The organism is Jannaschia donghaensis, assembly GCF_001403795.1.
In the GTDB taxonomy this organism is placed as follows: Bacteria; Pseudomonadota; Alphaproteobacteria; order Rhodobacterales; family Rhodobacteraceae; genus Jannaschia; species Jannaschia donghaensis.
In genome coordinates this window covers 328,495-352,864 of record NZ_CXSU01000012.1, presented here as the reverse complement: position 1 = coordinate 352,864, position 24,370 = coordinate 328,495, and the positions used below count along the sequence as shown (strand labels likewise).

Sequence of the window (24,370 nt, the reverse complement as noted above, 5' to 3'; positions counted from 1 at the left end):
GGATCCTTCGGCGGCGTCACGGGCGGTCTAGCGACCCCGTGCGGGTCATTCAAGCGAGGTCGGGTCCGATCCGGACCAGCCTCGCAATTCCGTGAGGTCGGACTGCATTCGGCGCCGGTCGCGTCCCGTCGGACGGGGACCCACCCGGGCCACGGGGGCCGGTGATCGATCGTCGTAAAGCGCCTGCGCTTCCGCCGCCGGCCCCCGCCGCGTCGGCAGCCCGATGATCGCCACCACGCGGATATGGTCGGCCTGGGCGAAGGTCAGAATATCACCGGGCGACACGGTCGTGCTTCCCTTCGTGACCCTCTCCTCGTTCAGGCGAACGCGTCCACCGGCCACGACACGGGCGGCCAGCGTGCGCGTCTTAAAAAATCGCGCCTGCCAGAGCCACTTGTCGATTCGCTGCTTACCGGACGCGTCGCTCACTTTTCCTTGAGCGCGGCCAGGGCCGCAAAAGGATTATCCGGGTCGATCGGCTTGTCCCGCTTTGGCTTGGCCTCATAACTCTTGGGACCGGAACTGCCGTCCTTGCCCATGCCGCCGTCCCGGCGCGGTCCGCCCTTGCCCTGCGGTTTGCCGCCCTTGCGCGGTTGGCGATCGCCCTGCCCCTCCCGTCGCGGCCCGCGCGTGTTCTGGCGGCGCGGGGCCCAGGTGAAAGTATAGAAAACTTCCGTTTCCGGTGCTTCGGCTTCGGCGGTCTGCACGGGCACCTCGGCCGGTGGCGTGCCGGGAACCTCGACGGGCGGCATGTCGGGGTCCTGCGCCGGAAGCTCGACCGGTGGCTCCGGCGGTGTTTCCTCGGGGGTGACGGGCACGATGGGCGCATCGGGTATGTCTGGGGCCGGCGGCGTGTCGGGTGTCGGCACGTCGGGCTGCGTCGGTGGTTCGGGCACGATAGGCGCGTCCGGTGTCGTCGGTGCGGGCGGCGTGTCGGGGGCCGCGGCCTTCATCTTCGGACGCTCGCCCTTGTCGGCGGCATACCCCAGCCCGCCCATCAGATCGGCGAATTGTTCCAGCGTCATACCAGTGATCGACAGCATGTCGGCCGTCCCCTCGAACCCGCCACGGGAATCGGCGGGGCGCAGCAGATCGGCCAACCGCTCCAGCATATCGATGCGGATCGCGCGCGCGCCGGCCAGACGATAACCCGCCATGGTGTAATACCCCTGCGGTGCACCCTGCGCGGCCGGCACGGTGACCAGACCGGGGGGCGGTGCTTCGGGGAACTCCTGAAGGTCGTTCCACAGCGACCACAGCACCAGCCGAAGACGCGTCGGCGCGGGCTTGAGCAGAAGCTGTTGGAAAATCGTAAATTGGCCGAAGCGGATGCCGTGCTTGCGCAGCTGCCCGCGTGCGTCCTGGTCCAGCTCCTTCACCTCGGTGGCAACGTCTTGCCGCGACAAGATGCCGAAATTCTCCAACATGCGAAACGCGAAGCCGCGGGCGAGGCCGGTGACGGCCTCGTCCTTGGACATCTCGATCAACGGCTCCATCGCGGCGGCGACCTTGCGGTCGATGAAATGCTGCAGGCGGCGCGTGACCCTCTGCATGACTTCAGGACCCGCGTCATCGTCGACGAAGGCCTCCACGCCTGGCCTGAGAGCCTCTGACCCCTTGACCAATTTTCCGACGGCCTGATCGCCCCACATGAGGCCACCCTGCTCGGTGAAATCCATCTCCGTGTCCGGCGCGTTGTAAAAACGGTCGGCGCGCAGATGAAACTCGGGCCGCAAAGCCTGCGTTGCCGCCTGTCGCACGGTCTTCGCCTCGTCCGGACCGGTCGTGCCGGTCTGATGGAAGCGGAACCCTTCGAGGCGACCCAGAGTCTCGCCCTCGACGCTCACTTCGCCCTTGTCGTTGATGTCGGCCAAAAGGCCCTCCTTCATCTTCAGCCGCCGCAGCAGCACGCTTGTCCGCCGGTCGACGAACCGATTTGTCAGCGCATGGTGAAGCGCGTCCGACAGGCGGTCTTCTACCGCCCGCGTGGCATCGCGCCAATGCGCCTCGTTGTCCACCCAGCCTTTTCGCTGCGCAACATACGTCCAAGTGCGGATATATGCCAACCGCTTGGACAACATGTCGATGTCGCCCGCCGTCTTGTCGATGCGCTTGATCTGGCGTGCCAGCCAATCGCCGTCGACCCGCCCGCGTTCGTGTAGGAAACCGAAGATCCGGGCCAGCATCGTCGTATGCTCCCCGTGGCTGATCCCCTGAAAGTCGGGAATGCGGCAGACATCCCACAACAAACGCACGTCGCGCGCGTCGCGAATGCGGCCAGCGACGCCCTCCAGCTCGTTCAGGGTGCGCAACGACGACAAGTCGTCGGCCTGCCGCCCCCGGACCAGCATCATGTCGGGACTCGGTGCTTCGAGCGATGCGATCAGCGCTTCGGGCGTGCCAAATTCTAGGCGGTCGTTGCGCCACATCAACCGGTCGATTGGTTTGAAGCTGTGGGTCTGGATCGCGTCGATCTGGAAATCCTCCAGAGGGCCTGCCTCGCCCGTCACGCCGAAGGTTCCCGGTTGCATATAGCGTCCCGCCCGCCCCGCGATCTGCGCCATCTCGTGTGGCATCAGCGGACGAATGCGCTGGCCGTCGAACTTCGATGTGGCCGAAAAGGCGACGTGCCTGATATCCAGGTTCAGACCCATGCCGATGGCATCCGTCGCCACCAGATAATCGACGTCCCCGTTCTGGTACATCTCGACCTGCGCGTTGCGCGTGCGCGGCGACAATGCACCCATCACCACCGCCGCACCGCCCTTTTGACGGCGCAGCAACTCGGCGATGGCATATACATTATCAACCGAAAATCCCACGATTGCGGTCCGACCGGGCATACGGCTGATCTTTTTCGGACCTGTGTAGGTCAGATCGCTGAATCTTTCGCGCCGCGTGAACTGCACCCGTGGCACCAGCGCGGCGATGGTCGGCCGCATCGTGTCGGACCCCATGAACAACGTCTCATGCTGTCCGCGCATGTTCAGCAGACGGTCGGTGAAGACATGGCCGCGTTCTGGGTCGGCACACAACTGCACCTCGTCGATCGCGACGAAATCGGTGCCCATCCCTTGGGGCATCGCCTCCACGGTGCACACCCAATAGGCCGCGCGGGCGGGTACGATCCGTTCTTCCCCGGTGACCAGGGCCACGACCGACGGCCCGCGAATGGCGACGATCCGGTCATAGACCTCCCGCGCCAGAAGGCGCAGCGGCAGGCCGATAACGCCCGTGCGATGCGACAGCATCCGCTCGATCGCGTAATGCGTCTTTCCGGTGTTCGTCGGCCCAAGGACCGCCGTCACCCGACCGAGATTGGTATCCATGTCAGAGGGTCCGTTCGCCGGTCTGCTGTTCAAGCTGCTCGATCGCGCGGTTCACATTCTCCTCGGCGGGATAGACCTGCGCGGCCGCCTTGAATGCCCGCAACGCGCCGACATCGTCGCCCAGCTGCTGAAGCATGATCCCCAGACCGGCGAGCGCGCCGAAATGCCGCGGCTCCAGGATCAGGACCTGTTCGATGTCCGCGATGGCGGCACCGTATTCCTCCATCAGGAAAAAGGCAGTCGCCCGCTGGTTCCAGCCTTCGGCGAAATCCGGCGCATGGTCGGTCAGCGCGGTCAGATGGGCGATCGCTTGCCGGTATTCGCCCTCCTCCATCGCGGCCTGACCCCGGCGCAGCAGCAGGTCGAGCGCGGCGCTGCCCGAATGGGTCCAACGCTCCACGATTTCCGCGGCAAGCCGAGCCGCTTCGCCCGCATCCGCTTCGCCGGTCAACGTGCCCAACCGGTTCAGCAGAACCTGCGGATCTTCGGACAGAACCTCGGGTTGCGCGTCTGGCACGGCTTGGGCCATGGAAAACGTGGCGTAAGAACACGCGGCGATGACCATCAGGGCCTTGAGAGTGACGCGCAGGTCAATCATCCTGTCTAGGACCCCATCCGCCGTTTCGGCGATCAGCATTCAAAGGACTGACATGAGCGACATCATCAACGAGGCCGTCACGCAGCTTAGTGCAAAGATTGGCACCTTCGACGGCAGCGTCAAGTTCGTCATCGAAGACGAGGGCGCGATCATGGTCGATTCCGCTGGCGTGCGCGCCGGAGACGAAGAGGCCGAGTGCACGATGACCGCCGATGCGGAGACCTTCAAGGGCATCCTTGACGGCGACGTGAACCCGACCTCCGCGTTCATGACCGGCAAACTGTCGGTTGACGGCGATATGGGCCAGGCCATGAAGCTGGGTGCCGAACTGTCGTAAGGCCGACGCGGTGACCTTTCCCAAGGCCCCGTACCACGCCGACGTCGCCGCCGGGCCGCCCCATGGGCGCGCCCATTGGGTGACGACGGCGGACGGAATTCCGATCCGTATCGGCGTCTGGCCTGAAGGTACGCGCGGCACCCTGCTGATCGTGCCGGGCCGGACGGAATATATCGAGAAATATTCCGATGCCGCCGTTCGGATGGCCGCCCATGGCTATGCCAGCGCGGTCGTCGATGTGCGCGGCCAAGGGCTTTCCCCACGCGCAACTGGCGATCGCAAGATCGGCCACGTGAACGATTTCAGCGAGTTCCAGGCCGACGTTGATGGGATTCTGGACTTGTGTACCGAATTGGACATGCCGCGGCCCTGGCACATCCTGGGCCATTCGATGGGTGGCCTGATCGCGTTGCGTGCGTTGATGCGCCGCCCGGCGGTGTTCCGCCGCGCCGTGTTTTCGGCCCCGATGTGGGGCCTGCAACTGACACCGCATCGCCGCTTCATGGGCTGGACGGTTTCCGCGGCGGCCGCGTCGCTCGGCTTCGGAGAGCAAAGCGCGCCCGGTTCGGGCAAGGTCGCCGACCCGGCGGGCGCGCCGTTCGACGGCAACCTGCTGACCCGCGACGCCGAGATGTTCGCCTGGATGAAACGGCAGATCACGACCCACCCCGACCTGGCCCTTGGCGGCCCATCGATCGGCTGGGTCTGGGCGGCCCTGCGCGAAATGCACGCCTGCGCCCGCGCGCCGGCCCCCGTTGCGCCCGCGCTGACCTTCCTTGGCACGGACGAAGCCATCGTCTCGGCCGATGCGATCCATGTCCGCATGGGATCGTGGGAAGATGGAACGCTGGAAATCATCGACGGTGCCCGGCACGAGGCGCTGATGGAAAACGCCGTCTTGCGCACGAAAATCTACGACCGGATCGCGGCTCATCTGAACGGCTAACCTGCCGTCAGACCAGTCGCCCCTCCTCCAGCCGCAGGGTCCGGTCCATCCGGGCGGCCAAGGCAAGGTTGTGTGTCGCGATCAACGCAGACATCCCCGTCTCCCGCACCAAGGACATCAATGCATCGAACACCGTGTCGGAGGTCGTCGGATCCAGATTTCCCGTTGGTTCGTCCGCCAGAAGCAAGCTCGGGCCGTTGGCCAGCGCCCGGCAGAACGCGGTCCGCTGCTGCTCACCGCCTGACATCTCGGCGGGGCGATGATCGATGCGGTGCGACAAACCCACACGGCCCAGCAGGTCCTCGGCGCGCGCGCGGGCCTCGGCCTGCGCCACGCCGTTGACAAGTTGCGGCAAGACGATGTTTTCGGCAGCCGTGAACTCGGGCAGCAAGTGATGGAACTGGTAGATGAAGCCGATCTTTTCGCGCCGCGCCCGCGTGCGCGCGCGGTCGCCCTGCCCCGTCATATCCGTGCCGGCCATCGTCACCGTGCCGCCATCGGGCGTGTCGAGCAGGCCTGCGATGTGCAGCAGCGTGGACTTGCCGGCCCCCGAAGGTGCCACCAGCGCAGTCACCTGCCCCGGCTGCAGCGTCAGGTCTGCACCGTTGAGCACGCGGATCTCTCCGGGTTGCCCCAGGTGATAACCCTTGGTGATCCCCGACAGCGTCAGCGCGTCATTCATATCGCAGCGCCTCCACCGGGTTCATGCGGGCCGCCCGGCGGGCCGGGAAGATCGTGACGACGAACGACAGTGTCAGCGACAGGATGACGGCGGACAGCACATCGCCCAGTTCCAACCGCGCGGGCAGCGCCGAGATATAGCGCACCGACGGGTCCCAGACGCCGCCGCCCGCGACATAATTCACGAAACTGAAGATCGGATCGATATACAGCGCGAAAAGACAGCCCAGGACCACGCCGATCGCCGTGCCGATCACGCCGATGGACGCACCGCACAGGAAGAAGACGCGCAGGATCGTGCCCTCGGTCAGGCCCATGGTGCGAAGGATGCCGATGTCGCGGCCCTTGTTCTTGACCAACATAACCAGGCCGGATGTGATGTTGAGCGTCGCGATCAGAACCAGAATGGACAGGATGACGAACATGATGTTGTCCTCCATCTTCAGGGCGCGCAAAAAGGCCCCGGCATTGTCCTTCCATGTGAACTGATAGGTGTCGTCGCCCGCCGCCGCCGCGATACCGGGGGCCAGCGTGTCGACCGCTTCGGGGTCGTCGGTGACGACATGGACCTGATCGGCGACGCCTGCGCGGTTGAAATAGATCTGCGCCTCCTCGAACGGCATGTAGACGCGGATGCGATCGATATCGTAGCGGCCCACGCGGAACACATAAGCGATGTCATAGACCTTGATGCGCGGGCTGGTCCCCATTGGTCCCTTGATCCCGTCGGGCGAAATCAGACGCACCCGGTCGCCTGCCGCCACGCCAAGTTCGCGCGCCAGCACGGCCCCCAGTGCGATTCCGCTTTCGAAAGCGTCGAGCGAGCCAGAGCTTTCCTCCGGCTGGGCGACCAATTCGACGTTGCGCAAATCGTCCAGCGTCACCCCGATGACCTGCACGCCCGCATTGCGCCCGTTGGCCGTGGCCATCACCTGTCCCTCGATCACCGGCATGGCAGACACGACCCCGGGCAGGTCCGATAACCGCGCCGTGACGGCCTCGTACTCGGCCATGGTGCGCGTCAACTGCCCGTTGGGCAGCGCTTCGCCGTAGGAATGGACGCTGACGTGGGGGTTGGCCCCGACGATGGTGCCGACGAATTCGTGCCGGAAGCCCGAGCGGACAGCCAGCGTCGCAATCAGGGCGAAGACGGCCAGCGCGATCCCGATCAGGCTGATCCAGGTCATCACGCTGATCCCTCCTTCGGAGCGGCGCGCCCGCAGATAGCGCCAGGCGATCATCATCTCGAAGCGTTTGAACATGGGAAGCCTCCGGCGGTCACATATGGGCGGCGTAGATCTCTTTCACCCGCGCGATGGCGGCTTCGGCCGACATCTCCTCGCTCTCGCCGGTGCGGCGACTGGTCAGTTCGACCACACCGTTGCCCAACCCGCGCGGCCCGACTGTGATGCGCCACGGCAGACCGATCAGATCCATCGTGGCGAATTTCGCCCCCGCGCGGTCCTTGCGATCGTCGTACAGCGCGGTCAGACCCTCGGCTTCCACGGCATTCAGGATACCTTCACAGGCCGAATCCGTCGCCGCATCCCCCTGTTTCAGGTTTACGATCCCCACGTGGAACGGCGTCACGCCTTCGGGCCAGATGATGCCCTTGTCGTCGTGGCTCGCCTCGATGATCGCACCCAGCAGGCGACTGACCCCGATGCCGTGCGACCCCATGTGCAGCGCCGTCGGCTTGCCGTCGGGGCCTTGGACCGTCGCGCCCAGCGCATCGGAATACTTGGTTCCGAAATAGAAGATCTGGCCGACTTCGATGCCGCGCGCCGACCGGCGCCTCTCCTCGGGGACGTCGGCGAAGATCGCCTCGTCGTGCGTCTCGTCCGTGCGGGCGTAGCGCGCGGTGAATTCCTCCATCACGGCCGCGCATTGGTCGACGTCGTCGTAGTCGATGTCGCGCTGCCCCAAAGTGATGTCCGTCACTTCGCTGTCGTAGAACACCTCGCTTTCGCCGGTGTCCGCCAGGACCAGAAACTCGTGCGTATCGTCCCCGCCCATCGCGCCCGGATCGGCGCGCATCGGGATCGCCTGCAGACCCATCCGCTCGTAGGTGCGCAGATAGCTGACCAAGTGACGATTGTAGGCGTGCAAGGCATCTTCGCGGGTCAGGTCGAAGTTGTAGCCATCCTTCATCAGGAATTCGCGTCCGCGCATCACGCCGAACCGGGGCCGCATCTCGTCGCGAAACTTCCACTGGATATGATACAGCGTCAGCGGCAACTGCTTGTAGGAGCCGACGTTGGAGCGCACGATATCGGTGATCAGCTCCTCGTTGGTCGGACCGTAGAGCATCTCCCGGTCCTGCCGGTCGGTGAAGCGCAGCATCTCGTCGCCGAAGGCATCGTAGCGGCCAGACTCCCGCCATAGATCGACCGATTGCAACGTCGGCATCAGCATCGGGATGTGACCGACGCGCTGCTGTTCCTCGTGGACGATCTGTTCGATGCGCTTGAGCACACGGTAGCCCAGCGGCAGCCAGGAATAGATGCCGGCGGAGGATTGCTTGATCATACCCGCCCGCAGCATCAGGCGATGGCTGACGATCTGCGCCTCGGCAGGGGTTTCCTTGAGGACGGGCAGGAAATAGCGGCTCAGGCGCATCGGAAATACTCGCGTTTGGATGCGTCTGCGCTATCAACGCGACACCGGGGGGGCAAGATGCGGCGCGCCTAGCGTTTCACGACCTTCACTTTCGGCGCGCAATCAAGGCTTCCGGCCAACGATTTGAAGCGCGCCTCGGCCACTTCACCAAACAGCGCCTCGCCGTCGCCCTTGGGCAGCGCAAGTTCCAGCACCGCCTTCTTGGGATAAAGCTTCATGCGCCCCATCAAAGCCGGATCCTGCGCCGAGAACATCGCGCCGAAGCGCATCGCCTTGCCCACGACCTCCGCCTGTCGGGTGTCGTCCTCACCCAGCAGCGGGGCAAGCGCCTCGAACGGGGTGCCCTCGCGCTTGTTGCGGTAGCGGTGCAGCAGGGCGGCCCCCATATAAACGCGTTCCGAATGTGTCAGCCCGCCCAAATTGGCGCGGGTCGCGTTGTCGAAACAGATTTCCGCACGGTAGTCGGGATGCGCCCGCCAGCTGACATCGTGGAGCAGGCAACAGGCCCGGATCAGACGCCGCCGCCTGTCCTTTTCGCGCGCGAACAGGGGCTGGATGAACCGATAAAGCACCCGCCCGAACCCCGGCAGGCGCGCCGATGCGGCCTCGGATGCGCGGCAGCTTTCGATCAGCGGGTCGCGGGCACGCAGGACGTCGGGCATCTGCTCGTATAGCAGCCCCTCGCGAATGCCATAGCTGGAGATCGCGATTTCCTTCGGTCGCACCGTCTTTACCACGCGGTCCAGCACCTCGCAGGCGATCGGTACCAGCGACATGCGCGCCGACGACGTGCCCGTCCGCTTGCCCAGCGCCAGCACGTCCTCCTGGGCGATGAATTCAAGCGTGGCGCGCAAATCCTTGGGCGTCATCGTGTATTCATGCAGCACATGCAGCGGATAACCGCGTCGCTCCATATCCACGCGCGCGATGGCCCGCCAGCTTCCGCCCACCAGATACAACTGATCGTAGCGCGACCGCCCAAGCGTTTCGGTCATCGCGGCGATCCCGGCGTCGATTTCCTTGCGCCGCGCTCCCTTGCCCTTCACTGCCTGAAGCTTCAGCGGGCCCAGCTTGCCGGACACAGTCGCGCCAACCGATCCGCCCTTCAGCTCGGCCAACTCCATGGACGATCCGCCGATGTCGCACATCAGACCCTGCGCTTCGGGCCAGCCCAACAGAACGCCCTGCCCCGACAGCCGGGCTTCCTCGGCACCGTCGATCACCCAGAGCTTCAGGCCGGTCTGGTCGCGCACCTCCGCCTCGAAGGCGGGGCCATCCTCGGCCTCGCGCACGGCGGCCGTGGCGACGGCCGTCAGGGAATTGACCTCCATCCCGCGTGCCAAAATCGCAAACCGTTTGAGCGCGTCAAGCGCGCGGATCCGCCCTTGGGGATTCAACTGGCCGGTTTCGGACAGGCCCGCGCCCAGACCGCAAAGAATTTTCTCGTTGAAGAAATAGGCCGGCGACCGCGCGGCCCCGTCGAAAACCACCAAACGAACGGAGTTCGATCCGACGTCGATCACGCCAACGCGCCGCAATGCCCGCGCCTCGGGCCCGTCGAACAGGGGTGCGCCGAAGGGGCCGTATTCGTCCGCGTCGATCACGTCGGTCATCATCGGCAGGGTCCCCGGTGCCGTTGGTGTCGCATCGGCTTGTGCACGGGGCGCACGCGGGGGTCAATCGAATGGGTTGGGTTTGGTCGGAAAGCCGAGGCCAGGTATCTTTGCGTGCCACGGATCGGTGTCCAGAAGTCGTACCACGACAAAAAGGGATCGCTGCGATTGGACGCGATCGGTCATTGCGTGGTTTGCAGGGGTCGTCGGCGTCCGATCAGACGGTGGGCTGTGCACGCAGACCAATGTCTTGCCCGACGGGGCGTCGAAACGCTCCGAATTGCGCAAAACCGATCAGATGGGGCCTCCGACCGACGTCCGCCGCTCTTCGTCTGCACTACGCGGCCGATGCGATTGCAGCCTTTGCCGCGCGTCCTTCGATAAGCTCGGATACGATGGTGGCAAGTCCTTGCAGAAGATTGACGTCGGCCAAGGGGAAGCTCTCTCGCGGCGTCGTGTCGATAAGGCATAGCGTGCCGATCCGAAGTTCACGCGGCCCCACGATAAGAGGTGCCCCGGCGTAGAAGCGTATCCCGGATTTCGCCGTCACCAATGGGTTGTCGCGAAATCGATCATCCGCCGTCGCATCAAGAACGACCGTGACGTCCGACCTTTGCACCGCGTATCGACAGAACGAGATATTCAGCGCGGTTTCCTCCGCCTCCAGGCCGACCTTCGCCTTGAACCACTGCCGATCCAGATCCAACAACGAAATCAGGGCGGTCGGAACCTCGAACAGGGCCGACGCCACTTCCACTACCTCGTCGAAACTTTCTTCGGCATCCGTGTCCAAAAGGTTCAGGGACTTGAGCATCGCAACGTTCATGATGTGGCCCATCCGATCGCTGACCGTCTGTTTGTCTTTGAACATTTCGGTCTCCTCCGGTCAGACAGCGATAGAAGCGAAATGCTTACAGATCGTAAATTTCAGTTCGGCTGCGCGACGTGATCGCAATAAAGTCTCTCGAGGACTCCTGAGAAGGTCGGATCTAGAGGCTCAGCAAAACTGACATCCGAGACGTCACCGCAGAACACGGGTGCGCATTGAAAGACACGCGTCAGCGCGGAGTTCGCATGCCGTGCTCGAATCTCTTACCGAAGCAGCCCAAGCGATAAAACGCGTGCCTCAGTCCGCAGAATGCCCCAACTCCGGCACGTCCTTGGCCCCCGCCGATCCCCGCCCCGACAGCGACGGGTTTTCCATGAAGAAGCGGTGACAGCTGAATGGATTGTCCACATTGGTCAGATCCGGGCGAACCCAGTCGCCCTCGGGTCCCAGGACCCAGCTTTGTGCGGTGTCAGCCAGATTGGCGGCCATGATCTGACTAACGATCTGCGCCTTCACCGTGGGGTTCAGGCATTCGACCAGCGTCTCGACCCGGCGGTTCAGGTTGCGCCCCATCCAGTCGGCGGAACTGATGTAGACCCGCGCCTTCTTGGACGGCAGCCCGTGACCGTTGCCAAAGCACACGATCCGCGAATGCTCCAGAAACCGACCCACGACCGATTTCACGCGGATGTTCTCCGACAGGCCCACGACGCCCGGTCGGATGCCACAGATGCCGCGGATCACCAGGTCGATCTTCACGCCGGCCTGACTTGCGGCATACAGCGCGTCGATCACGTCCGGCTCGATCAAGGAGTTCATCTTGGCCCAGATGACAGCCGGCTTGCCGGCCTTTGCATGCGCCGCCTCGGCGGCGATCGACGTCAGCAGATGATCCTTCATCTGGCTGGGCGAAATCGACAGGTTCTCCAGCCCGTCGGGCGGCGCATAGCCGGAAATGTAGTTGAACACCTTGGTCGCGTCGCGCCCCATCGCCGCCGAACAGGTGAAGAGCGACAGGTCGGTATAGATCCGCGCCGTCATCGGATGATAGTTTCCGGTGCCGAAGTGGGTATAGGTGACTAGCCTGTCACCCTCCCGCCGCACAACAGTAGAGATCTTGGCGTGGGTCTTCATGTGGGTGAAGCCATAGACGACATGCGCGCCCGCCCGCTCCAACCGCCGGGATTGCCGGATGTTCGCCGCCTCGTCGAACCGCGCCTTCAATTCCACCAGTGCGGTAACCGTCTTGCCCGCCTCCGCCGCCTCGCACAGGGCCGCGACGATCGGGCTGTCGCGCGACGTGCGGTACAGCGTCTGGCGAATGGCGACGACGTTCGGGTCCGTCGCCGCCTGCGTCAGAAAGCGGATCACCATGTCGAACGTCTCGTAGGGGTGATGCAGCAGCATGTCTTTCTGCCGGATGGCGGCGAACATATCGCCCCCGTGGTCCTGCACCCGTTCGGGCACGCGGGGCGTGAACGTCGGCCAAAGCAGGTCCTTGCGGTCGTCGACCACCAACTCCTTGAGCGCGGCCAGACCGATCAGGCCATCGACCTCGATCACCTCGCTCTCGTCGACGCCGATCTCCTCCACGATCTCCCGGCGCAGGTCTTCGGGGGCCCCGGCGGTCATCTTCAGGCGAATGATCTCTCCGCGGCGGCGACGCTTGAGCGCGGTTTCGAATTCCCGCACCAGGTCCTCCGCCTCCTCCTCGACCTCCAGATCGCTGTCGCGCAGCACCCGAAAGGCGCAATGCCCCTTCAGAACGTAGCCGGGAAACAGCTCCTCGATCTGCAACAAGAGCAATTCTTCCAGCGGCAGAAACCGGATCGGGCCGTCGCCCGCATCCGCTGGCGTCAACCGGATGAACCGGTCGATCTGCGCGGGCACTGGCAAAAGCGCGCGCAGCGTTCGCTTATCGGACCGCCGCTCCATCGCGACGGCCACGGCAAACCCTTCGTTGGGCAGGAACGGGAAGGGGTGCGCCGGGTCGATCGCAAGCGGAGAGACGATGGGAAAAACGTCCCGCAGGAACAGCGCACGCATTTGTTGGCGTTCCTGCGCCGTCAGATCGGCGGCGGTCAGCAGATGCAGATTTTCTGCCTCCATGTCCCCGCGCAGATCCTTCCAGACGGTCTGCTGGTGGGCCAGCAGTCTGACCGCATCTTCGTCGATCATCACCAGTTGCTCGGCCGGGGTCCGACCATCGGCGGCGGGGGTGCGATTGCCCGCCCGCGCCAATTCCCGCAGGCCCGCGACGCGCACGGTATAGAATTCATCCAGGTTCGCCGCCGAGATCGATAGGAAACGGAGCCGTTCCAGCATCGGGACACGGGGATTCTCCGCCTCCTCCAGCACGCGCCAATTGAATGCCAGCCAGCTGCGTTCGCGGTTAAAGAACCGCTTGGGGCCGGTCCGTCGCGCCTGGTCCAGCTCCACCGGGTCGGGCAGCGGCGCATTCAGGAAATCGGCGGCAAGGGGGGCGGAGACATCTTTCATCATGACGCGCGTTCGAAGACCTGTCGTGTTGGGGAGATATCAGCCTAGGTCCCGACTCCGGCACTGTCCAGCGCGGGCGAGCGTACGTTCACGCATCAGCCATCCAACACCGACCGGGCCAACGCCTGACCGACCGGCACACCCCGCGCCAGCGATTCCCGGTCCAGCATGTCGACCACCCGGCGCGCGGCGGCAAAGCTGCGCTCCATCCGGGGCAGCAGAAATCCGATCAGGGCCGGCTTCACCTGCAACTGCCTGTCGGCGAACAGCTTGAGCAGCAGCACCGACAGCAGCATGTCATCGGGGTCGTCGATCGCCGCCGGCGTCAGCGACGTCACCCGGCTGCGCAGATCGGGCAAGGCGATGGGCCAGTCCGACGGCATCGCCCGCCCCGTCAGCAGAAGGCCCTGACCGCTTTGGGCGCAGGCGTTCCACAGATGGAACAGCGCCTCCTCCTCCACGCCGCCGTCCACGTCCTCGACGACCAGCGGCCCGCGGGCCAGATCGGGGGCCTCGGCGGACGACAGATCGGCGGCGGACATGCGGTGCGCGCCCGTCTCCGTGGCCCAGATGGTTGCCAGATGCGACTTGCCCGCCCCCTCGGGTCCGACCAGGGCCAATCGACGGTCTGGCCAGTCCGGCCAGCTGTCCAACAGGGCCAGCGCCGTGGCGTTCGACGCGGAGACCATGAAGTCTTCCCGCCCGGTCGCGTCGAGCCGGGGCAGGGCGATCGAAAGCTGTTTCATCAGATCAGGGTTTGTCCAGGGGGCCGGTCGTCTCCGGCAGCAGGTCGTCGCGCCCGCCGCCGCGATACAGAAGCGATCCCTTGTATTCCGCGATTGCATGGCGCGTCACGACGCCAAGCGCTGCGGCGACCGGCACCGCGATCAGCATCCCGACAAAGCCATAGATCGACCCGAACGCCGACAGCGCCAAAAGCAGCCAGACCGGATGCAGGCCAACGCTTTCCCCGACCAGTTTCGGGGTCAGGATGTTGCCTTCCAGAAACTGCCCCGAGGCGAAGATCGCCGCGACCAGACCGATCGCCGCCCAATCGCCCCAGAACTGGAACAGGGCCAGACCGATGGCGAGGCCACCGCCGACGATGGCACCCACGTAGGGAATGAAGGTCACGAGGCCGGCGATGGCTCCGACGACCAGACCGAACTGCAAGCCCACCAGCATCAGGCCGGCGGAATAATACGTCCCCAAGATCAGGCAGACCGTCAACTGCCCGCGCACGAAACTGGCCAGCGTGTCGTCGATGTCGCGCGCGATGCGACGGATCCGGCCAACGTGGTCGCGGGGCAGCATCTCGTCGATGCGGGCCACCATGTTGTCCCAATCGAGCAGCAGATAGAATGCGACGACCGGGACGACGACGATGAAGACCACCGCGTTCACCACGCCGAAGACATAGCCAAGCACCTGTTGCGCAAGTTCCCCGCCCCGCGACCGGATCACTTCGCCTAGATCGGCAAGGCCGGTCTGCACGATCCCGCCCTCGCTTGCCATTTCAGGGAACCGCGCCGTCAACGTCCCGCGCAGGGCCGCGAAATAATCGGGGGCCGCCTGGATCAGGGCATTCGTCTGTTGCACCAGAAGTGGGATCAGAACGGCCACCCCGACCACAAGGATCAGCACGCCGACCAGCGTTATGACGGTCGTCGCCAAAGCGCGCGGCAGGCCGAATCCCTCCAGCCGGTCGGCCAGCGGATCGAGGATATAGGCGATCGCCGCCCCGACGATGAACGGCAGAAGGACCGGACCCAGGTACCACAGCAAGACCAGAACCACCGCCGCGGCGGCCCCCCAGTAGATCATCTGTTGTCGGACCGGCAGCGCCATGTCGTTCCCCCTGGCTATCGGATCTAAATGCCCGCCCGCGCGTCCCGGTTCAAGGCGTTGCAAGGGGCCGCCCTGCCGGAATACGCTCCACCCGACCCCGCGACCGGAGTTTCGACCATGCGCCCCGCCCTGGCCTTCGCCCTTTCCATCGCCCTTGCCGGCCCCGTCGCGGCGCAGGATCCCTGCGGCATGGGCGGCTGCGCGGATGCGGGAACCGCCATCACGGATCCCCTGAGCGCCGAGGAACGGCGTCTGAGCGAACGGGAGGTCTTCCTACTCGCCTCCGAAATCCTGGCAGTCTCGGGCCTCGTGAACACCTTCAAGATCGAAGAGACGATGGAGGTTCTCAACGCCGCCGCCTACCTGGAGGATCAGGAACGCTGGATCGGTTTCAATCCGCTCTGGGTCCGGCAATTCCGGGATCTGCCGACCAATGATCGCTGGCCCCTCTATGCGGTCGTCGCCCATGAAATCGGCCATCATCTGCTGGGTCACACGATCGTCCGGGGCGGATCGCGCCCCGCGACGGAACTGCAGGCCGACGAATTCGCCGGCTTCGCGCTCCACGCTCTGGGGGCAAATCTCGCGCAGGCACAGGCCCTATGGCAGGATTTCGGCGCGACGGGGTCTGCCACCCATCCGGCACGCGGCCTGCGGCTTGCGGCGGTCGAAAAGGGCTGGCGCGCGTCCGCCGGTCGGGCCGGACTCGCCCTGCCCGGCGATGCGACCGATCCCGATGACACCGCGCCGTCCATCCGCCAGCGTCCCGATGCAGCGACACCGGGCGACACGGGGGCGCAGGCCGCGCCTGCCGTCCCCGCAGAAACGCGCCCGCACGATACCATCCGGCCGGAAATGTCCGAACGCGCCGTCTGCGCACCGCTGCCCAAAGGGGGATTGCGCGGGCGGGTCTGCGCGTCGTCGGCCCTGGGCGTCGATCATGTGGCCCGGCTGACCGACAACGACCGCCGCGCCCCCTGGACGGAACAGGAACCCGGGCCCGGTTCCGGCAGTCGGATGCTCTTCGATTTCGCCACGTCAATCTCGGCGCAGCGCCTGACGGTGGTGAACGGCGACAATACCGACGAGAAAGCCTTCCGACGCCACGCCCGGTTGGAGGGCCTGACCCTGCGCGGCTCCAACGGGCACGAGAGGGTCATCGTCGTGCGCGACAACAGGCGCGAACAAACCTGGACGCTGGCCGGATTCGAAGGCGTCGACTGGATCGAGGTTATCGTGGACAGCGTGATCGAAGGTCGCCGCTATGACACGCTGGCCGTCGCGCGCCTTCGCATCGACTGACGCGGCGACGTCAGTCCTGGTTCAGCCGGTCCTTCACGACCGGCCCGACGGCCCCGAAGTCGATCTGTCCGGTGTACTTCGCCTTCAGCGCGCCCATGACCTTGCCCATATCCCGGATCGACGTGGCACCCGTGTCCGCGATCGCGTCATTCACGGCCGTTGCGACTTCTTCGTCCGACAGGCGCTTGGGCAGGAAGGCTTCGATGATGGCGATTTCCTCCATCTCCGCCTGCGCCAGTTCCAGCCGCCCGGCCTCTTCGTAGGCGCGGGTCGATTCCTGACGCTGCTTGACCATCTTCGCCATGGTCGCGGTCGCCTCCGCGTCGCCGACGGTGCGGCCTTCGGCGCGCAGCGCGATGTCCTGGTCCTTGAGCGCCGCGTTGATCAGGCGCAGGGTTCCCACCCGGCGACTGTCCTTCTCGCGCATCGCTTCCTTGAGCCGGGCATTCAGTCGTTCGCGCAGATCCATCGTCTTCCCCACGGTGGTTATCGAAGCGTGCGGCATAGCCGACTTGTGCCCATGCGGCAAATCCTTCGGCCCGGTTCCGCCGGTGCCTGCCGAAACGTCATCCGTCCGGGCCCGCGCGCGGTTGACCCCCCCACGCCCCCCCCGTATGACCCCGCAAGTCTGCCCAGTCATCGCCGGAGCGCCCCCATGTCCCAGACGCCGACCGCCTGCCTCGCCCTTGCCGACGGCACGATCTTCATGGGCCGCGGATTCGGCGCAACCGGGGTGTCCGTGGCGGAGCTGTGCTTCAACACTGCCATGACCGGGTATCAGGAGATCATGACCGACCCGTCCTACGCCGGGCAGATCGTGACCTTCACCTTCCCCCACATCGGCAACACCGGCGTCACCCCCGAAGACGACGAGACGGCGACCCCCGTCGCCGCCGGCATGGTCGTCAAATGGGACCCGACCGATCCGTCGAACTGGCGCGCGACGCAGGATCTGGAAGCCTGGCTGACCAGCCGGGGCCGCATCGGCATCGGCGGCATCGATACCCGCCGCCTGACCCGCGCCATCCGGCAGCAGGGCGCGCCACACGCGGCGTTGGCCCATGATCCCGACGGCAATTTCGACATCGAGGCCTTGGTGGCCCAGGCCCGCGCGTTCAAGGGACTGGAAGGTGTCGACCTGGCCCGCGACGTGACATGCGCGCAATCCTACCGCTGGGACCAGACGAAATGGGCCTGGCCGGATGGCTTCGGCACGCAAGAAAACCCACGTCACAAGGTCGTCGCCATCGACTTTGGTGCCAAGCGCAATATCCTGCGCTCCCTCGCCTCGGTCGGCTGCGACGTTACCGTCCTGCCCGCGACGGCGACCGCCGAGGACGTGAAGGCGCTCAACCCCGACGGCGTGTTCTTGTCGAACGGACCGGGCGATCCGGCGGCGACCGGCAAATACGCCGTCCCGATGATCCGCGAAATGGTCGAAAGCGGGTTGCCGGTCTTCGGGATCTGCCTGGGGCATCAGATGCTTGCCATGGCCCTTGGGGCCAAGACGATCAAAATGAACCACGGCCACCACGGCGCGAACCACCCGGTTCAGCGGCGCACGGATGGCAAGGTAGAGATCACGTCGATGAACCACGGGTTCACGGTCGACGTGCAATCTTTGCCCGAGGGGGTGGAGGAGACGCATGTCTCGCTCTTCGACGGGTCGAACTGCGGCATCCGTCTTTCGGGCAAGCCTGTCTTTTCGGTACAGTACCATCCCGAAGCGAGCCCCGGCCCCCATGACAGCGCCTATCTGTTCGACGATTTCGCCGCCGCGATGGAGGCGGCGCGCGGGTGATTCCGGGGCATTAACGCAAGATTAAGATTTGGGCGTCAGGGTCCGGGTGTCATTGCCCGAGTACCCTATGTCCCTGTCTTCCGTTTCGAGTTCTGCCGACGATCCGTTCCAGGACGATCGAAGCGACGGGGTCGGGTCGGACGGCGTCATCGCGCGACGCCTGACGCGGATGCGCGATGTACCCGTCGGCTCCCGCCCCGCCGCCCCCGCCGTCCGGCGACAGGTGGCCGATGCACGGCCGAAACTGGGCGAAATCCTTCTGAACATGGGGGCCATCACCGGGTCGGACCTGGCTCAGGCCCTGATGTTGCAGCGCCAGATGTCGGTCCGCTTGGGCGATGTGCTGCTCCGCCGTTCGATGGTCAGCGAAGACGTGCTGGCCGAGGCGCTGGCCAAGCAACGCGGCATCGGGCGCGTGCACGACATGCCCCCCTCGACAGTCGACAATGACGCGCTGGCCCGCCGGATGCCCCTCGATACGGCGCTGCGCTACCGCTGCATGCCATGGCGCCGGGTCGGCAGCATGACCCTGATCGCCACGGCCCGGCCCGAAACGCTCGACGACCTGGCGGAGGTGCTGCCCCCGGTGCTGGGCCCGTGTCTTTTCGCCGTCGTGACAGACAGCGTGCTCGACAAGCGGCTGGTCGAGGTGCACGGCCCAAGGCTTGCGCGCGGCGCGGAATGCCAGGTGCCCAAACCGATGAGCTGTCGGCAATGGCGCGGCGGGCTTTTTCCCGTGGCTCTTGCCGCCTTGGTCCTGCTGGCGCTTGCGGCGACGGTCGTCTGGCCGATCGCGGCGCTGCGCATCGCGACCGCGCTTGGGCTGATGGTCATGTGCAGCAACCTCGGCCTGCGCCTTGCCGCGGTCATCGCCCTGCGACGGCGGCCGCACGTCTTCTCGACCGTGCGCCCGCGGGACATGGTGGCGCGAAAGATGCCGTCGATTTCCATCCTGGTGCCGCTGCACCGCGAACCCGGCATCGCCGCCCCCCTGACCGAGCGGCTGTCCCGCTTGCAATATCCGCGCGAACTTCTCGACATCTGCCTCGTCGTCGAAGCCGACGACATCGACACACGCACGGCGCTTGCCGCCGCGAACCTCCCCACGTGGATGCGGATCATCGCGGTGCCTGACGGCCAACCCCGTACCAAGCCGCGCGCCATGAACTACGCACTGAACTTCACCCATGGCGATATCGTCGGCATCTACGACGCCGAAGACGCGCCCGCACCCGATCAGCTGATGAAGGTCGCGACCCGGTTCCAATCGGCGCCCGCGAAGGTCGCTTGCCTTCAGGGTCTTCTCGACTACTACAATCCGACCCGTAACTGGATGTCGCGCTGCTTCACCATCGAATACGCCAACTGGTTCCGCCTCGTGCTTCCGGGTCTGGCCCGCCTCGGTCTCGCCGTGCCTTTGGGCGGCACCACCTTGTTCTTTCGCCGCGACGCCCTCGACATCGTCGGCGGATGGGACGCGCACAACGTAACCGAAGATGCGGACCTGGGCGTGCGCTTGGCGCGAATGGGCTACCGCACTGAAATCCTCCAGACCACCACACTGGAGGAAGCGAACGCCCACCCGATCGCATGGGTCAAGCAACGCTCGCGCTGGATGAAGGGGTATATCCTGACCTGGGCCGTTCACGCCCGAAATCCGCTGCGCCTGCTCCGTGATCTGGGGCCACGCCGCTGGCTGGGGTTTCATCTTCTTTTTCTCGGATCGATCTTGAACGCACTGCTGATGCCGACGCTCTGGTCGACAATCGTGATCCCCTTCGGCATCGCCCATCCAATCACCGACTGGCTGCCGGGCAACGGCATCCTGACGCTTTCGATCATCCTGCTCGGCGCTGGTCTGACGTCGATGGCCATCGCTTGGGTCGGATGCGGAACGGAACACCACAAACCGCTGCGCCGCTGGATCCCGACGATGGAGCTTTACTTCCCACTCGCCACATTTGCCGTCTGGAAGGCCTTGGTGGAAATCGTTTTCGATCCGTTTCATTGGGACAAGACGGACCACGGGGCGTTCGGCGGGGCCGACAGGGCGGAAATCGCGCATATCGATCCGACGACATCGATCACCCGCGTCGGGGCCGCGCCCGTTCCCTGATCGCCGCCGCGATCACTCGCGCAGCGCTTCCTCTCGCAGACGCGTCTCGAACGCCTCGCTCAGATGCTGGCGCAGCGCCTCCGCCGCGGCCTCCCCGTCGCGGGCTTCGATTGCATCGACGATTGCCAGATGTTCGCCCAGCGCGGTCTCGCCCCGACCTTCGGCAGCAAGCGACGTCGTCGCCATCAGCGCCATCGTGCGGTGTACCATGCCCAGTTGCTGCACCAGATATCGGTTGTGCGATGCAAGATGGATCTGACGGTGAAACCGGCGGTTCGCCTGCGACAACGCGCGCGCATCGCCCAAGAACGCTTCGTCCTCGTTCACCATCCGGCGCAGCACGCGGATCTCCTCGCGCGCCGCGTGCTGTGCCGCCAGACGCGCGGCCAGGGCCTCCAGTTCGGTGCGCACCGCGTAAAGTTCGGCCATCTGGTCGTGCGACAGCGTCGCCACGATCAGCGACCGTCCGTCACGCACCAGAACCGATTGCGTTTCCAGACGCTGCAACGCCTCGCGCACGGGGGTGCGGGATACGCCGAACCGGTCGGCCAGCTCGCTCTCCACAAGGCGGTCGCCCGGTCGGAAATCGCCCCGGTCGATCGCATCCAGGATCAGGGCATGTGCATCCTTCTGCGCGATTTGGGCCATTCCGCATCCTTCGTCACTTTCGTGCCGAAGCTATCGCCCCGACCGCGCCCGAACAACCGCGAAAGCCCGGCTTGACCGCGCCGAACCCGCACGCCAGACCAGCGTGATGGCTCCTTCAATTCCCCCCACGTGGGACGACATTACCACCTGGGTTTTCGACCTGGACGAAACGCTCTATCCGTCCAGCGCGCCCCTCTTTCCGCAGATCGAGGCCCGCATGGTGGCCTGGATCATGGCCGTCCTGGGCGTGGACGCGCCCGAAGCGGACCGCCTGCGCGCGCGCTGGTGGCACGATCACGGCACCACCCTCGCCGGTCTGATGCGCGAACATGGTGCCGACCCCGAACCGTTCCTCGTCGACGTTCACGACATCGACTTCTCGGTCCTGTCGCCCGATCCGGACTTGCGCGCGGCCCTGGTCGCCTTACCGGGCCGCAAGGTCATCTACACCAACGGCACGGCCCCCTATGCGGAAAACGTGCTGTCGGCACGCGGACTTTCAGGCATCTGGGACGCGGTCCACGGCGTGGAACATGCGGGCTATGTGCCCAAGCCAGATCACGCCGCCTTCGCCCGCGTCTTCGCGCGTGACGGCCTGACCCCCGCCCGCTCCGCCATGTTCGAAGACAGCCCGCGAAACCTTGCCGTGCCCGCCGCCATGGGGCTTACCACCGTCCACGTCGCCCCGGTGCCGCACGTCGCCCCGCACATCCACCATCACACTGCGGACCTGACGAAGTTCCTGCGCGGCATCCTGTCGGCTGGATGAACCCGGCCCCGCGCCCTACGTGTCGAACATGACACATGACACAGATATCCTGATCGCCGGTGCCGGCCCCGCCGGATTGGCCGCCGCCTGCGTGTTGGGGGCCGAAGGGCACCGCGTAACCCTCGTGGACCCGGCCTCGCCGGTTACAGGCGAAAACGATCCCGGGGCCGATTTGCGCACCACGGCCCTTCTGCAACCCGCCCGCGATCTGCTGGACCGGGCCGGTGTCTGGGACGGGCTTGCCCCCCACGGCACCGATCTTTGGACGATGCGCATTGTGGACGCCGCCGCATCCCCGCCCGTCACCCGCGATTTCGAGGCGCAGGACGTGGGCGACGCGCCCTTCGGCTGGAATTTTCCGAACTGGGCCCTGCGCGCCGGCCTGCTGGCCCGGACCGAAGCGTTGGAGACGGTGGATCTGCGGTTCGGCGTTTCGGTCGACGGCCTGCTGCAACGGACCAGCGGCGCACGCGTCACGCTGTCCGACGGCCCACGCGTGACGGCCAAATTGGTCGTGGCCTGCGACGGGCGGCGCAGCCCGCTGCGCGATATGGCGGAGATCGGGGCAAGGCGGATCGACTATGGGCAGACGGCGATCGTCTTCGCCTTGGGTCACGAAGCGCCGCACCACGACATCTCGACCGAGGTGCATCGCACCGGTGGCCCCTTCACCCTGGTGCCCCTGCCCGACCGCGATGGCCAGCACCGCTCCGCCGTCGTCTGGATGGACGATGCCGCCGCGCAATCCGACCGGATGGATCTGGACCCCGCCACGTTCGAAGCAGCCGCCAACGATCGGTCCGGTGGTGTGATGGGCCCGCTCACACTGTTGACCGACAGGGCCGCCTGGCCAATCACCTCGGTGCTGGCGGATCGATTCACCGGCCGACGTCTGGCCCTGGCGGGGGAAGCGGCGCACGGGATGCCGCCCATCGGGGCGCAGGGCCTGAACACATCGCTCAAGGACGTTGCCGTCCTGCGCGACCTGTGCGGCGCGGGCGATATTGGATCCGACCGCATGCTCGACGCCTATGCCCGCGCGCGCCGCGCCGATGTGACCCTGCGGATGGCGGGCATCGACTTGCTGAACCGGACATCCATCGCCGATATCGCACCCCTGCGGGCCCTGCGCGCGCGGGGCGTCTCCGCCCTGCACGACGTTGCCCCCATCCGCCGCGGCGTCATGCGACTGGGTCTGGGCGGGTCCTGACCGACCTGCGCTAGGTCGCGAAGACCTGATCGACGACGCGGCGCAGGCGCGCGACGGTGCCGTCGACGTCCTGCAGCTTGTCCAGACCGAACAGGCCGATGCGGAAGGTCGAGAAATCTGCGGGTTCGTCGCATTGCAGCGGCACGCCCGCCGCGATCTGCATCCCGTGCGCCATGAAGGCCTTGCCGGTCTTGACCTCCTCGGACGGGGCGAAATTGACCACGACGCCTGGCGCGCCGAACCTTTCGGCCGCAACCGATCGGATCCCCTTGTCCGCGAACATCTCTCGGACCTTCTCGCCCAATTCCCACTGGGCCGATTTCAGGCGTGCGAAGCCATAGGCCCGCGTCTCCTCCAACGTGTCGCGGAATGCGCGCAAGGCATCTGTCGGCATCGTCGCATGATAGGCATGACCACCGGCCAGATAGGCCTCCATGATCTGCGTCCATTTCTTCAGGTCGATTGCAAAACTGTCCGACGTCGTGGCCATCACCCGATCATGCGCCGCCTGCGACATCATCACGAGGCCCGCGCAGGGCGACGCGCTCCAACCCTTTTGCGGGGCCGACAAAAGAACGTCGACGCCCGTCGCCTTCATGTCGACCCAGACGCAGCCCGACGCGATGCAATCCAGAACCATCAACGCGCCGACGGCATGGGCGGCCTCGGCCAGCGCGGTGATATAGTCGTCGGGCAGGATCACGCCCGCGCTCGTCTCCACATGCGGGGCAAAGACGATATCGGGCTTCGTCTCATGGATGCGGGCGACGACATCGGCGATGGGGGCGGGTGCGAAGGGGGATTTGCTGTCGTTGCCAGACTGGCGCGCCTTGATGACCTCCACACCTTCCGAAAACGCCCCCGCCTCCAGGATCTGCGACCAACGATAGCTGAACCAGCCGTTGCGCACGACCAATGCCCGGGCCCCCTGCCCGAACTGCCGCGCGACGGCTTCCATGCCGAACGTCCCACCACCCGGAATGATTGCGACGTGATCGGCGGCATAGACGTCGCACAGGCCCGCGTGCAGGTCGCGCATCACTTTCTGGAACCCACCGGACATGGAGTTCAGGGACCGGTCGGTGAAGACCACCGAAAATTCGTCGAGCCCCTGCGGGTCGACCGTGTCGAGCAATGCCATCGTCGTCTCCTCCTGTTGGCGGGCAATGTTCCACGCGGGCCGGCTCGGCGCAAAGTCTATCTCGGCATGCAGTGGCGCGGAATG

The 24,370-nt window shown here is 65.6% G+C and carries 21 protein-coding genes; 7 read left to right on the top strand and 14 right to left on the bottom strand.

Annotated features, from left to right (window positions below; all coding sequences use genetic code 11):
* Window positions 1-45: 45 nt before the first annotated feature.
* The 3 genes from JDO7802_RS11010 to JDO7802_RS11000 are packed head-to-tail and all read right to left on the bottom strand — an operon-like array spanning window position 46 to window position 3,927.
* Window positions 46-429 (bottom strand): RNA-binding S4 domain-containing protein, encoded by a 384-nt coding sequence (locus JDO7802_RS11010; RefSeq protein ID WP_055085527.1) that lies wholly within the window; start codon window positions 427-429, stop codon window positions 46-48.
* Window positions 426-3,329, bottom strand: coding sequence for a helicase-related protein (locus tag JDO7802_RS11005; RefSeq protein WP_055085525.1), 2,904 nt, complete (start codon window positions 3,327-3,329; stop codon window positions 426-428). The genes JDO7802_RS11010 and JDO7802_RS11005 overlap by 4 nt, the downstream gene beginning before the upstream one ends.
* A 1-nt stretch (window position 3,330) precedes the next feature.
* Complete coding sequence (locus tag JDO7802_RS11000) at window positions 3,331-3,927, bottom strand: tetratricopeptide repeat protein (RefSeq protein ID WP_245624174.1); 597 nt, start codon at window positions 3,925-3,927, stop codon at window positions 3,331-3,333.
* Window positions 3,928-3,979: 52 nt separating this feature from the next.
* Between JDO7802_RS11000 and JDO7802_RS10995 the strand changes: the two genes are divergently transcribed.
* The gene (locus JDO7802_RS10995) at window positions 3,980-4,264 is read left to right on the top strand and encodes an SCP2 sterol-binding domain-containing protein (protein WP_055085523.1); all 285 of its coding nucleotides are present in this window, start codon (window positions 3,980-3,982) and stop codon (window positions 4,262-4,264) included.
* Between the two features lie 10 nt (window positions 4,265-4,274).
* A complete protein-coding gene (locus JDO7802_RS10990) occupies window positions 4,275-5,210 on the top strand; it encodes an alpha/beta fold hydrolase (RefSeq protein WP_055085521.1) in 936 nt (311 codons plus the stop codon).
* A gap of 7 nt (window positions 5,211-5,217) precedes the next feature.
* Here the strand turns inward: JDO7802_RS10990 and JDO7802_RS10985 are convergent, their stop codons facing one another.
* From JDO7802_RS10985 to JDO7802_RS10950, 8 genes are all read right to left on the bottom strand, one after another.
* Window positions 5,218-5,892: an ABC transporter ATP-binding protein gene (locus tag JDO7802_RS10985; protein WP_055085519.1), complete on the bottom strand. Its 675-nt coding sequence runs from the start codon at window positions 5,890-5,892 to the stop codon at window positions 5,218-5,220.
* Window positions 5,885-7,153, bottom strand: coding sequence for a lipoprotein-releasing ABC transporter permease subunit (locus JDO7802_RS10980; protein ID WP_055085517.1), 1,269 nt, complete (start codon window positions 7,151-7,153; stop codon window positions 5,885-5,887). Before JDO7802_RS10980 ends, JDO7802_RS10985 begins: the two co-directional genes overlap by 8 nt.
* Before the next feature lie 16 nt (window positions 7,154-7,169).
* A complete protein-coding gene (proS, locus tag JDO7802_RS10975) occupies window positions 7,170-8,510 on the bottom strand; it encodes a proline--tRNA ligase (protein ID WP_055085515.1) in 1,341 nt (446 codons plus the stop codon).
* A gap of 68 nt (window positions 8,511-8,578) precedes the next feature.
* Window positions 8,579-10,123: a Ppx/GppA family phosphatase gene (locus tag JDO7802_RS10970; protein ID WP_055087215.1), complete on the bottom strand. Its 1,545-nt coding sequence runs from the start codon at window positions 10,121-10,123 to the stop codon at window positions 8,579-8,581.
* A gap of 337 nt (window positions 10,124-10,460) precedes the next feature.
* Entirely contained in the window at window positions 10,461-10,994 is a 534-nt protein-coding gene (locus JDO7802_RS10965; RefSeq protein WP_055085513.1) for a GAF domain-containing protein, read from the bottom strand.
* Window positions 10,995-11,249: 255 nt separating this feature from the next.
* Complete coding sequence (locus tag JDO7802_RS10960) at window positions 11,250-13,451, bottom strand: RNA degradosome polyphosphate kinase (RefSeq protein ID WP_055087214.1); 2,202 nt, start codon at window positions 13,449-13,451, stop codon at window positions 11,250-11,252.
* Window positions 13,452-13,546: 95 nt separating this feature from the next.
* Window positions 13,547-14,197, bottom strand: coding sequence for a P-loop NTPase family protein (locus JDO7802_RS10955; protein WP_055085511.1), 651 nt, complete (start codon window positions 14,195-14,197; stop codon window positions 13,547-13,549).
* Between the two features lie 4 nt (window positions 14,198-14,201).
* On the bottom strand, window positions 14,202-15,299 hold the full coding sequence (locus JDO7802_RS10950; RefSeq protein WP_055085509.1) for an AI-2E family transporter: 1,098 nt from the start codon (window positions 15,297-15,299) through the stop codon (window positions 14,202-14,204).
* A gap of 27 nt (window positions 15,300-15,326) precedes the next feature.
* Between JDO7802_RS10950 and JDO7802_RS10945 the strand changes: the two genes are divergently transcribed.
* Window positions 15,327-16,601, top strand: a complete 1,275-nt coding sequence (locus JDO7802_RS10945) for an NADase-type glycan-binding domain-containing protein (RefSeq protein WP_055085507.1) — start codon at window positions 15,327-15,329, stop codon at window positions 16,599-16,601.
* A 10-nt stretch (window positions 16,602-16,611) separates the two neighbouring features.
* On the opposite strand, the gene JDO7802_RS10940 is transcribed toward JDO7802_RS10945, so the two are convergent.
* Complete coding sequence (locus JDO7802_RS10940) at window positions 16,612-17,070, bottom strand: GatB/YqeY domain-containing protein (RefSeq protein ID WP_055087213.1); 459 nt, start codon at window positions 17,068-17,070, stop codon at window positions 16,612-16,614.
* Between the two features lie 186 nt (window positions 17,071-17,256).
* Here JDO7802_RS10940 and carA point away from each other — a divergent pair, with 186 nt between their 5' ends.
* Together carA and JDO7802_RS10930 are read left to right on the top strand one after the other, a co-directional pair.
* Window positions 17,257-18,402, top strand: coding sequence for a glutamine-hydrolyzing carbamoyl-phosphate synthase small subunit (gene carA / locus JDO7802_RS10935; RefSeq protein ID WP_055085505.1), 1,146 nt, complete (start codon window positions 17,257-17,259; stop codon window positions 18,400-18,402).
* A 67-nt stretch (window positions 18,403-18,469) separates the two neighbouring features.
* Complete coding sequence (locus JDO7802_RS10930) at window positions 18,470-20,518, top strand: glycosyltransferase family 2 protein (protein ID WP_055085503.1); 2,049 nt, start codon at window positions 18,470-18,472, stop codon at window positions 20,516-20,518.
* Window positions 20,519-20,530: 12 nt separating this feature from the next.
* Here the strand turns inward: JDO7802_RS10930 and JDO7802_RS10925 are convergent, their stop codons facing one another.
* Window positions 20,531-21,166, bottom strand: coding sequence for a GntR family transcriptional regulator (locus JDO7802_RS10925; protein WP_055085501.1), 636 nt, complete (start codon window positions 21,164-21,166; stop codon window positions 20,531-20,533).
* 106 nt (window positions 21,167-21,272) lie between these two features.
* On the opposite strand from JDO7802_RS10925, the gene JDO7802_RS10920 reads away from it, so the two are divergent.
* Together JDO7802_RS10920 and JDO7802_RS10915 are read left to right on the top strand one after the other, a co-directional pair.
* Window positions 21,273-21,935, top strand: coding sequence for a pyrimidine 5'-nucleotidase (locus JDO7802_RS10920; protein WP_055085499.1), 663 nt, complete (start codon window positions 21,273-21,275; stop codon window positions 21,933-21,935).
* Between the two features lie 28 nt (window positions 21,936-21,963).
* Window positions 21,964-23,145: an FAD-dependent monooxygenase gene (locus JDO7802_RS10915; RefSeq protein WP_055085497.1), complete on the top strand. Its 1,182-nt coding sequence runs from the start codon at window positions 21,964-21,966 to the stop codon at window positions 23,143-23,145.
* A 10-nt stretch (window positions 23,146-23,155) separates the two neighbouring features.
* Here JDO7802_RS10915 and JDO7802_RS10910 read toward each other — a convergent pair whose 3' ends face one another.
* Window positions 23,156-24,286: an aminotransferase class V-fold PLP-dependent enzyme gene (locus JDO7802_RS10910; RefSeq protein WP_055085495.1), complete on the bottom strand. Its 1,131-nt coding sequence runs from the start codon at window positions 24,284-24,286 to the stop codon at window positions 23,156-23,158.
* Between the last annotated feature and the right edge of the window lie 84 nt (window positions 24,287-24,370).

What these genes read in the sequence shown, in the direction of transcription:
- JDO7802_RS11005 (WP_055085525.1), bottom strand. Translation starts at nt 3,329, where the DNA reads ATGGATACCAATCTCGGTCGGGTGACGGCGGTCCTTGGGCCGACGAAC.
- JDO7802_RS11000 (WP_245624174.1), bottom strand. Translation starts at nt 3,927, where the DNA reads ATGATTGACCTGCGCGTCACTCTCAAGGCCCTGATGGTCATCGCCGCG.
- JDO7802_RS10995 (WP_055085523.1), top strand. Translation starts at nt 3,980, where the DNA reads ATGAGCGACATCATCAACGAGGCCGTCACGCAGCTTAGTGCAAAGATT.
- JDO7802_RS10985 (WP_055085519.1), bottom strand. Translation starts at nt 5,892, where the DNA reads ATGAATGACGCGCTGACGCTGTCGGGGATCACCAAGGGTTATCACCTG.
- JDO7802_RS10980 (WP_055085517.1), bottom strand. Translation starts at nt 7,153, where the DNA reads ATGTTCAAACGCTTCGAGATGATGATCGCCTGGCGCTATCTGCGGGCG.
- proS (WP_055085515.1), bottom strand. Translation starts at nt 8,510, where the DNA reads ATGCGCCTGAGCCGCTATTTCCTGCCCGTCCTCAAGGAAACCCCTGCC.
- JDO7802_RS10970 (WP_055087215.1), bottom strand. Translation starts at nt 10,123, where the DNA reads ATGACCGACGTGATCGACGCGGACGAATACGGCCCCTTCGGCGCACCC.
- JDO7802_RS10965 (WP_055085513.1), bottom strand. Translation starts at nt 10,994, where the DNA reads ATGTTCAAAGACAAACAGACGGTCAGCGATCGGATGGGCCACATCATG.
- JDO7802_RS10960 (WP_055087214.1), bottom strand. Translation starts at nt 13,451, where the DNA reads ATGAAAGATGTCTCCGCCCCCCTTGCCGCCGATTTCCTGAATGCGCCG.
- JDO7802_RS10955 (WP_055085511.1), bottom strand. Translation starts at nt 14,197, where the DNA reads ATGAAACAGCTTTCGATCGCCCTGCCCCGGCTCGACGCGACCGGGCGG.
- JDO7802_RS10950 (WP_055085509.1), bottom strand. Translation starts at nt 15,299, where the DNA reads ATGGCGCTGCCGGTCCGACAACAGATGATCTACTGGGGGGCCGCCGCG.
- JDO7802_RS10945 (WP_055085507.1), top strand. Translation starts at nt 15,327, where the DNA reads ATGCCCGCCCGCGCGTCCCGGTTCAAGGCGTTGCAAGGGGCCGCCCTG.
- JDO7802_RS10940 (WP_055087213.1), bottom strand. Translation starts at nt 17,070, where the DNA reads ATGGATCTGCGCGAACGACTGAATGCCCGGCTCAAGGAAGCGATGCGC.
- carA (WP_055085505.1), top strand. Translation starts at nt 17,257, where the DNA reads ATGTCCCAGACGCCGACCGCCTGCCTCGCCCTTGCCGACGGCACGATC.
- JDO7802_RS10930 (WP_055085503.1), top strand. Translation starts at nt 18,470, where the DNA reads ATGTCCCTGTCTTCCGTTTCGAGTTCTGCCGACGATCCGTTCCAGGAC.
- JDO7802_RS10925 (WP_055085501.1), bottom strand. Translation starts at nt 21,166, where the DNA reads ATGGCCCAAATCGCGCAGAAGGATGCACATGCCCTGATCCTGGATGCG.
- JDO7802_RS10920 (WP_055085499.1), top strand. Translation starts at nt 21,273, where the DNA reads ATGGCTCCTTCAATTCCCCCCACGTGGGACGACATTACCACCTGGGTT.
- JDO7802_RS10915 (WP_055085497.1), top strand. Translation starts at nt 21,964, where the DNA reads ATGACACATGACACAGATATCCTGATCGCCGGTGCCGGCCCCGCCGGA.
- JDO7802_RS10910 (WP_055085495.1), bottom strand. Translation starts at nt 24,286, where the DNA reads ATGGCATTGCTCGACACGGTCGACCCGCAGGGGCTCGACGAATTTTCG.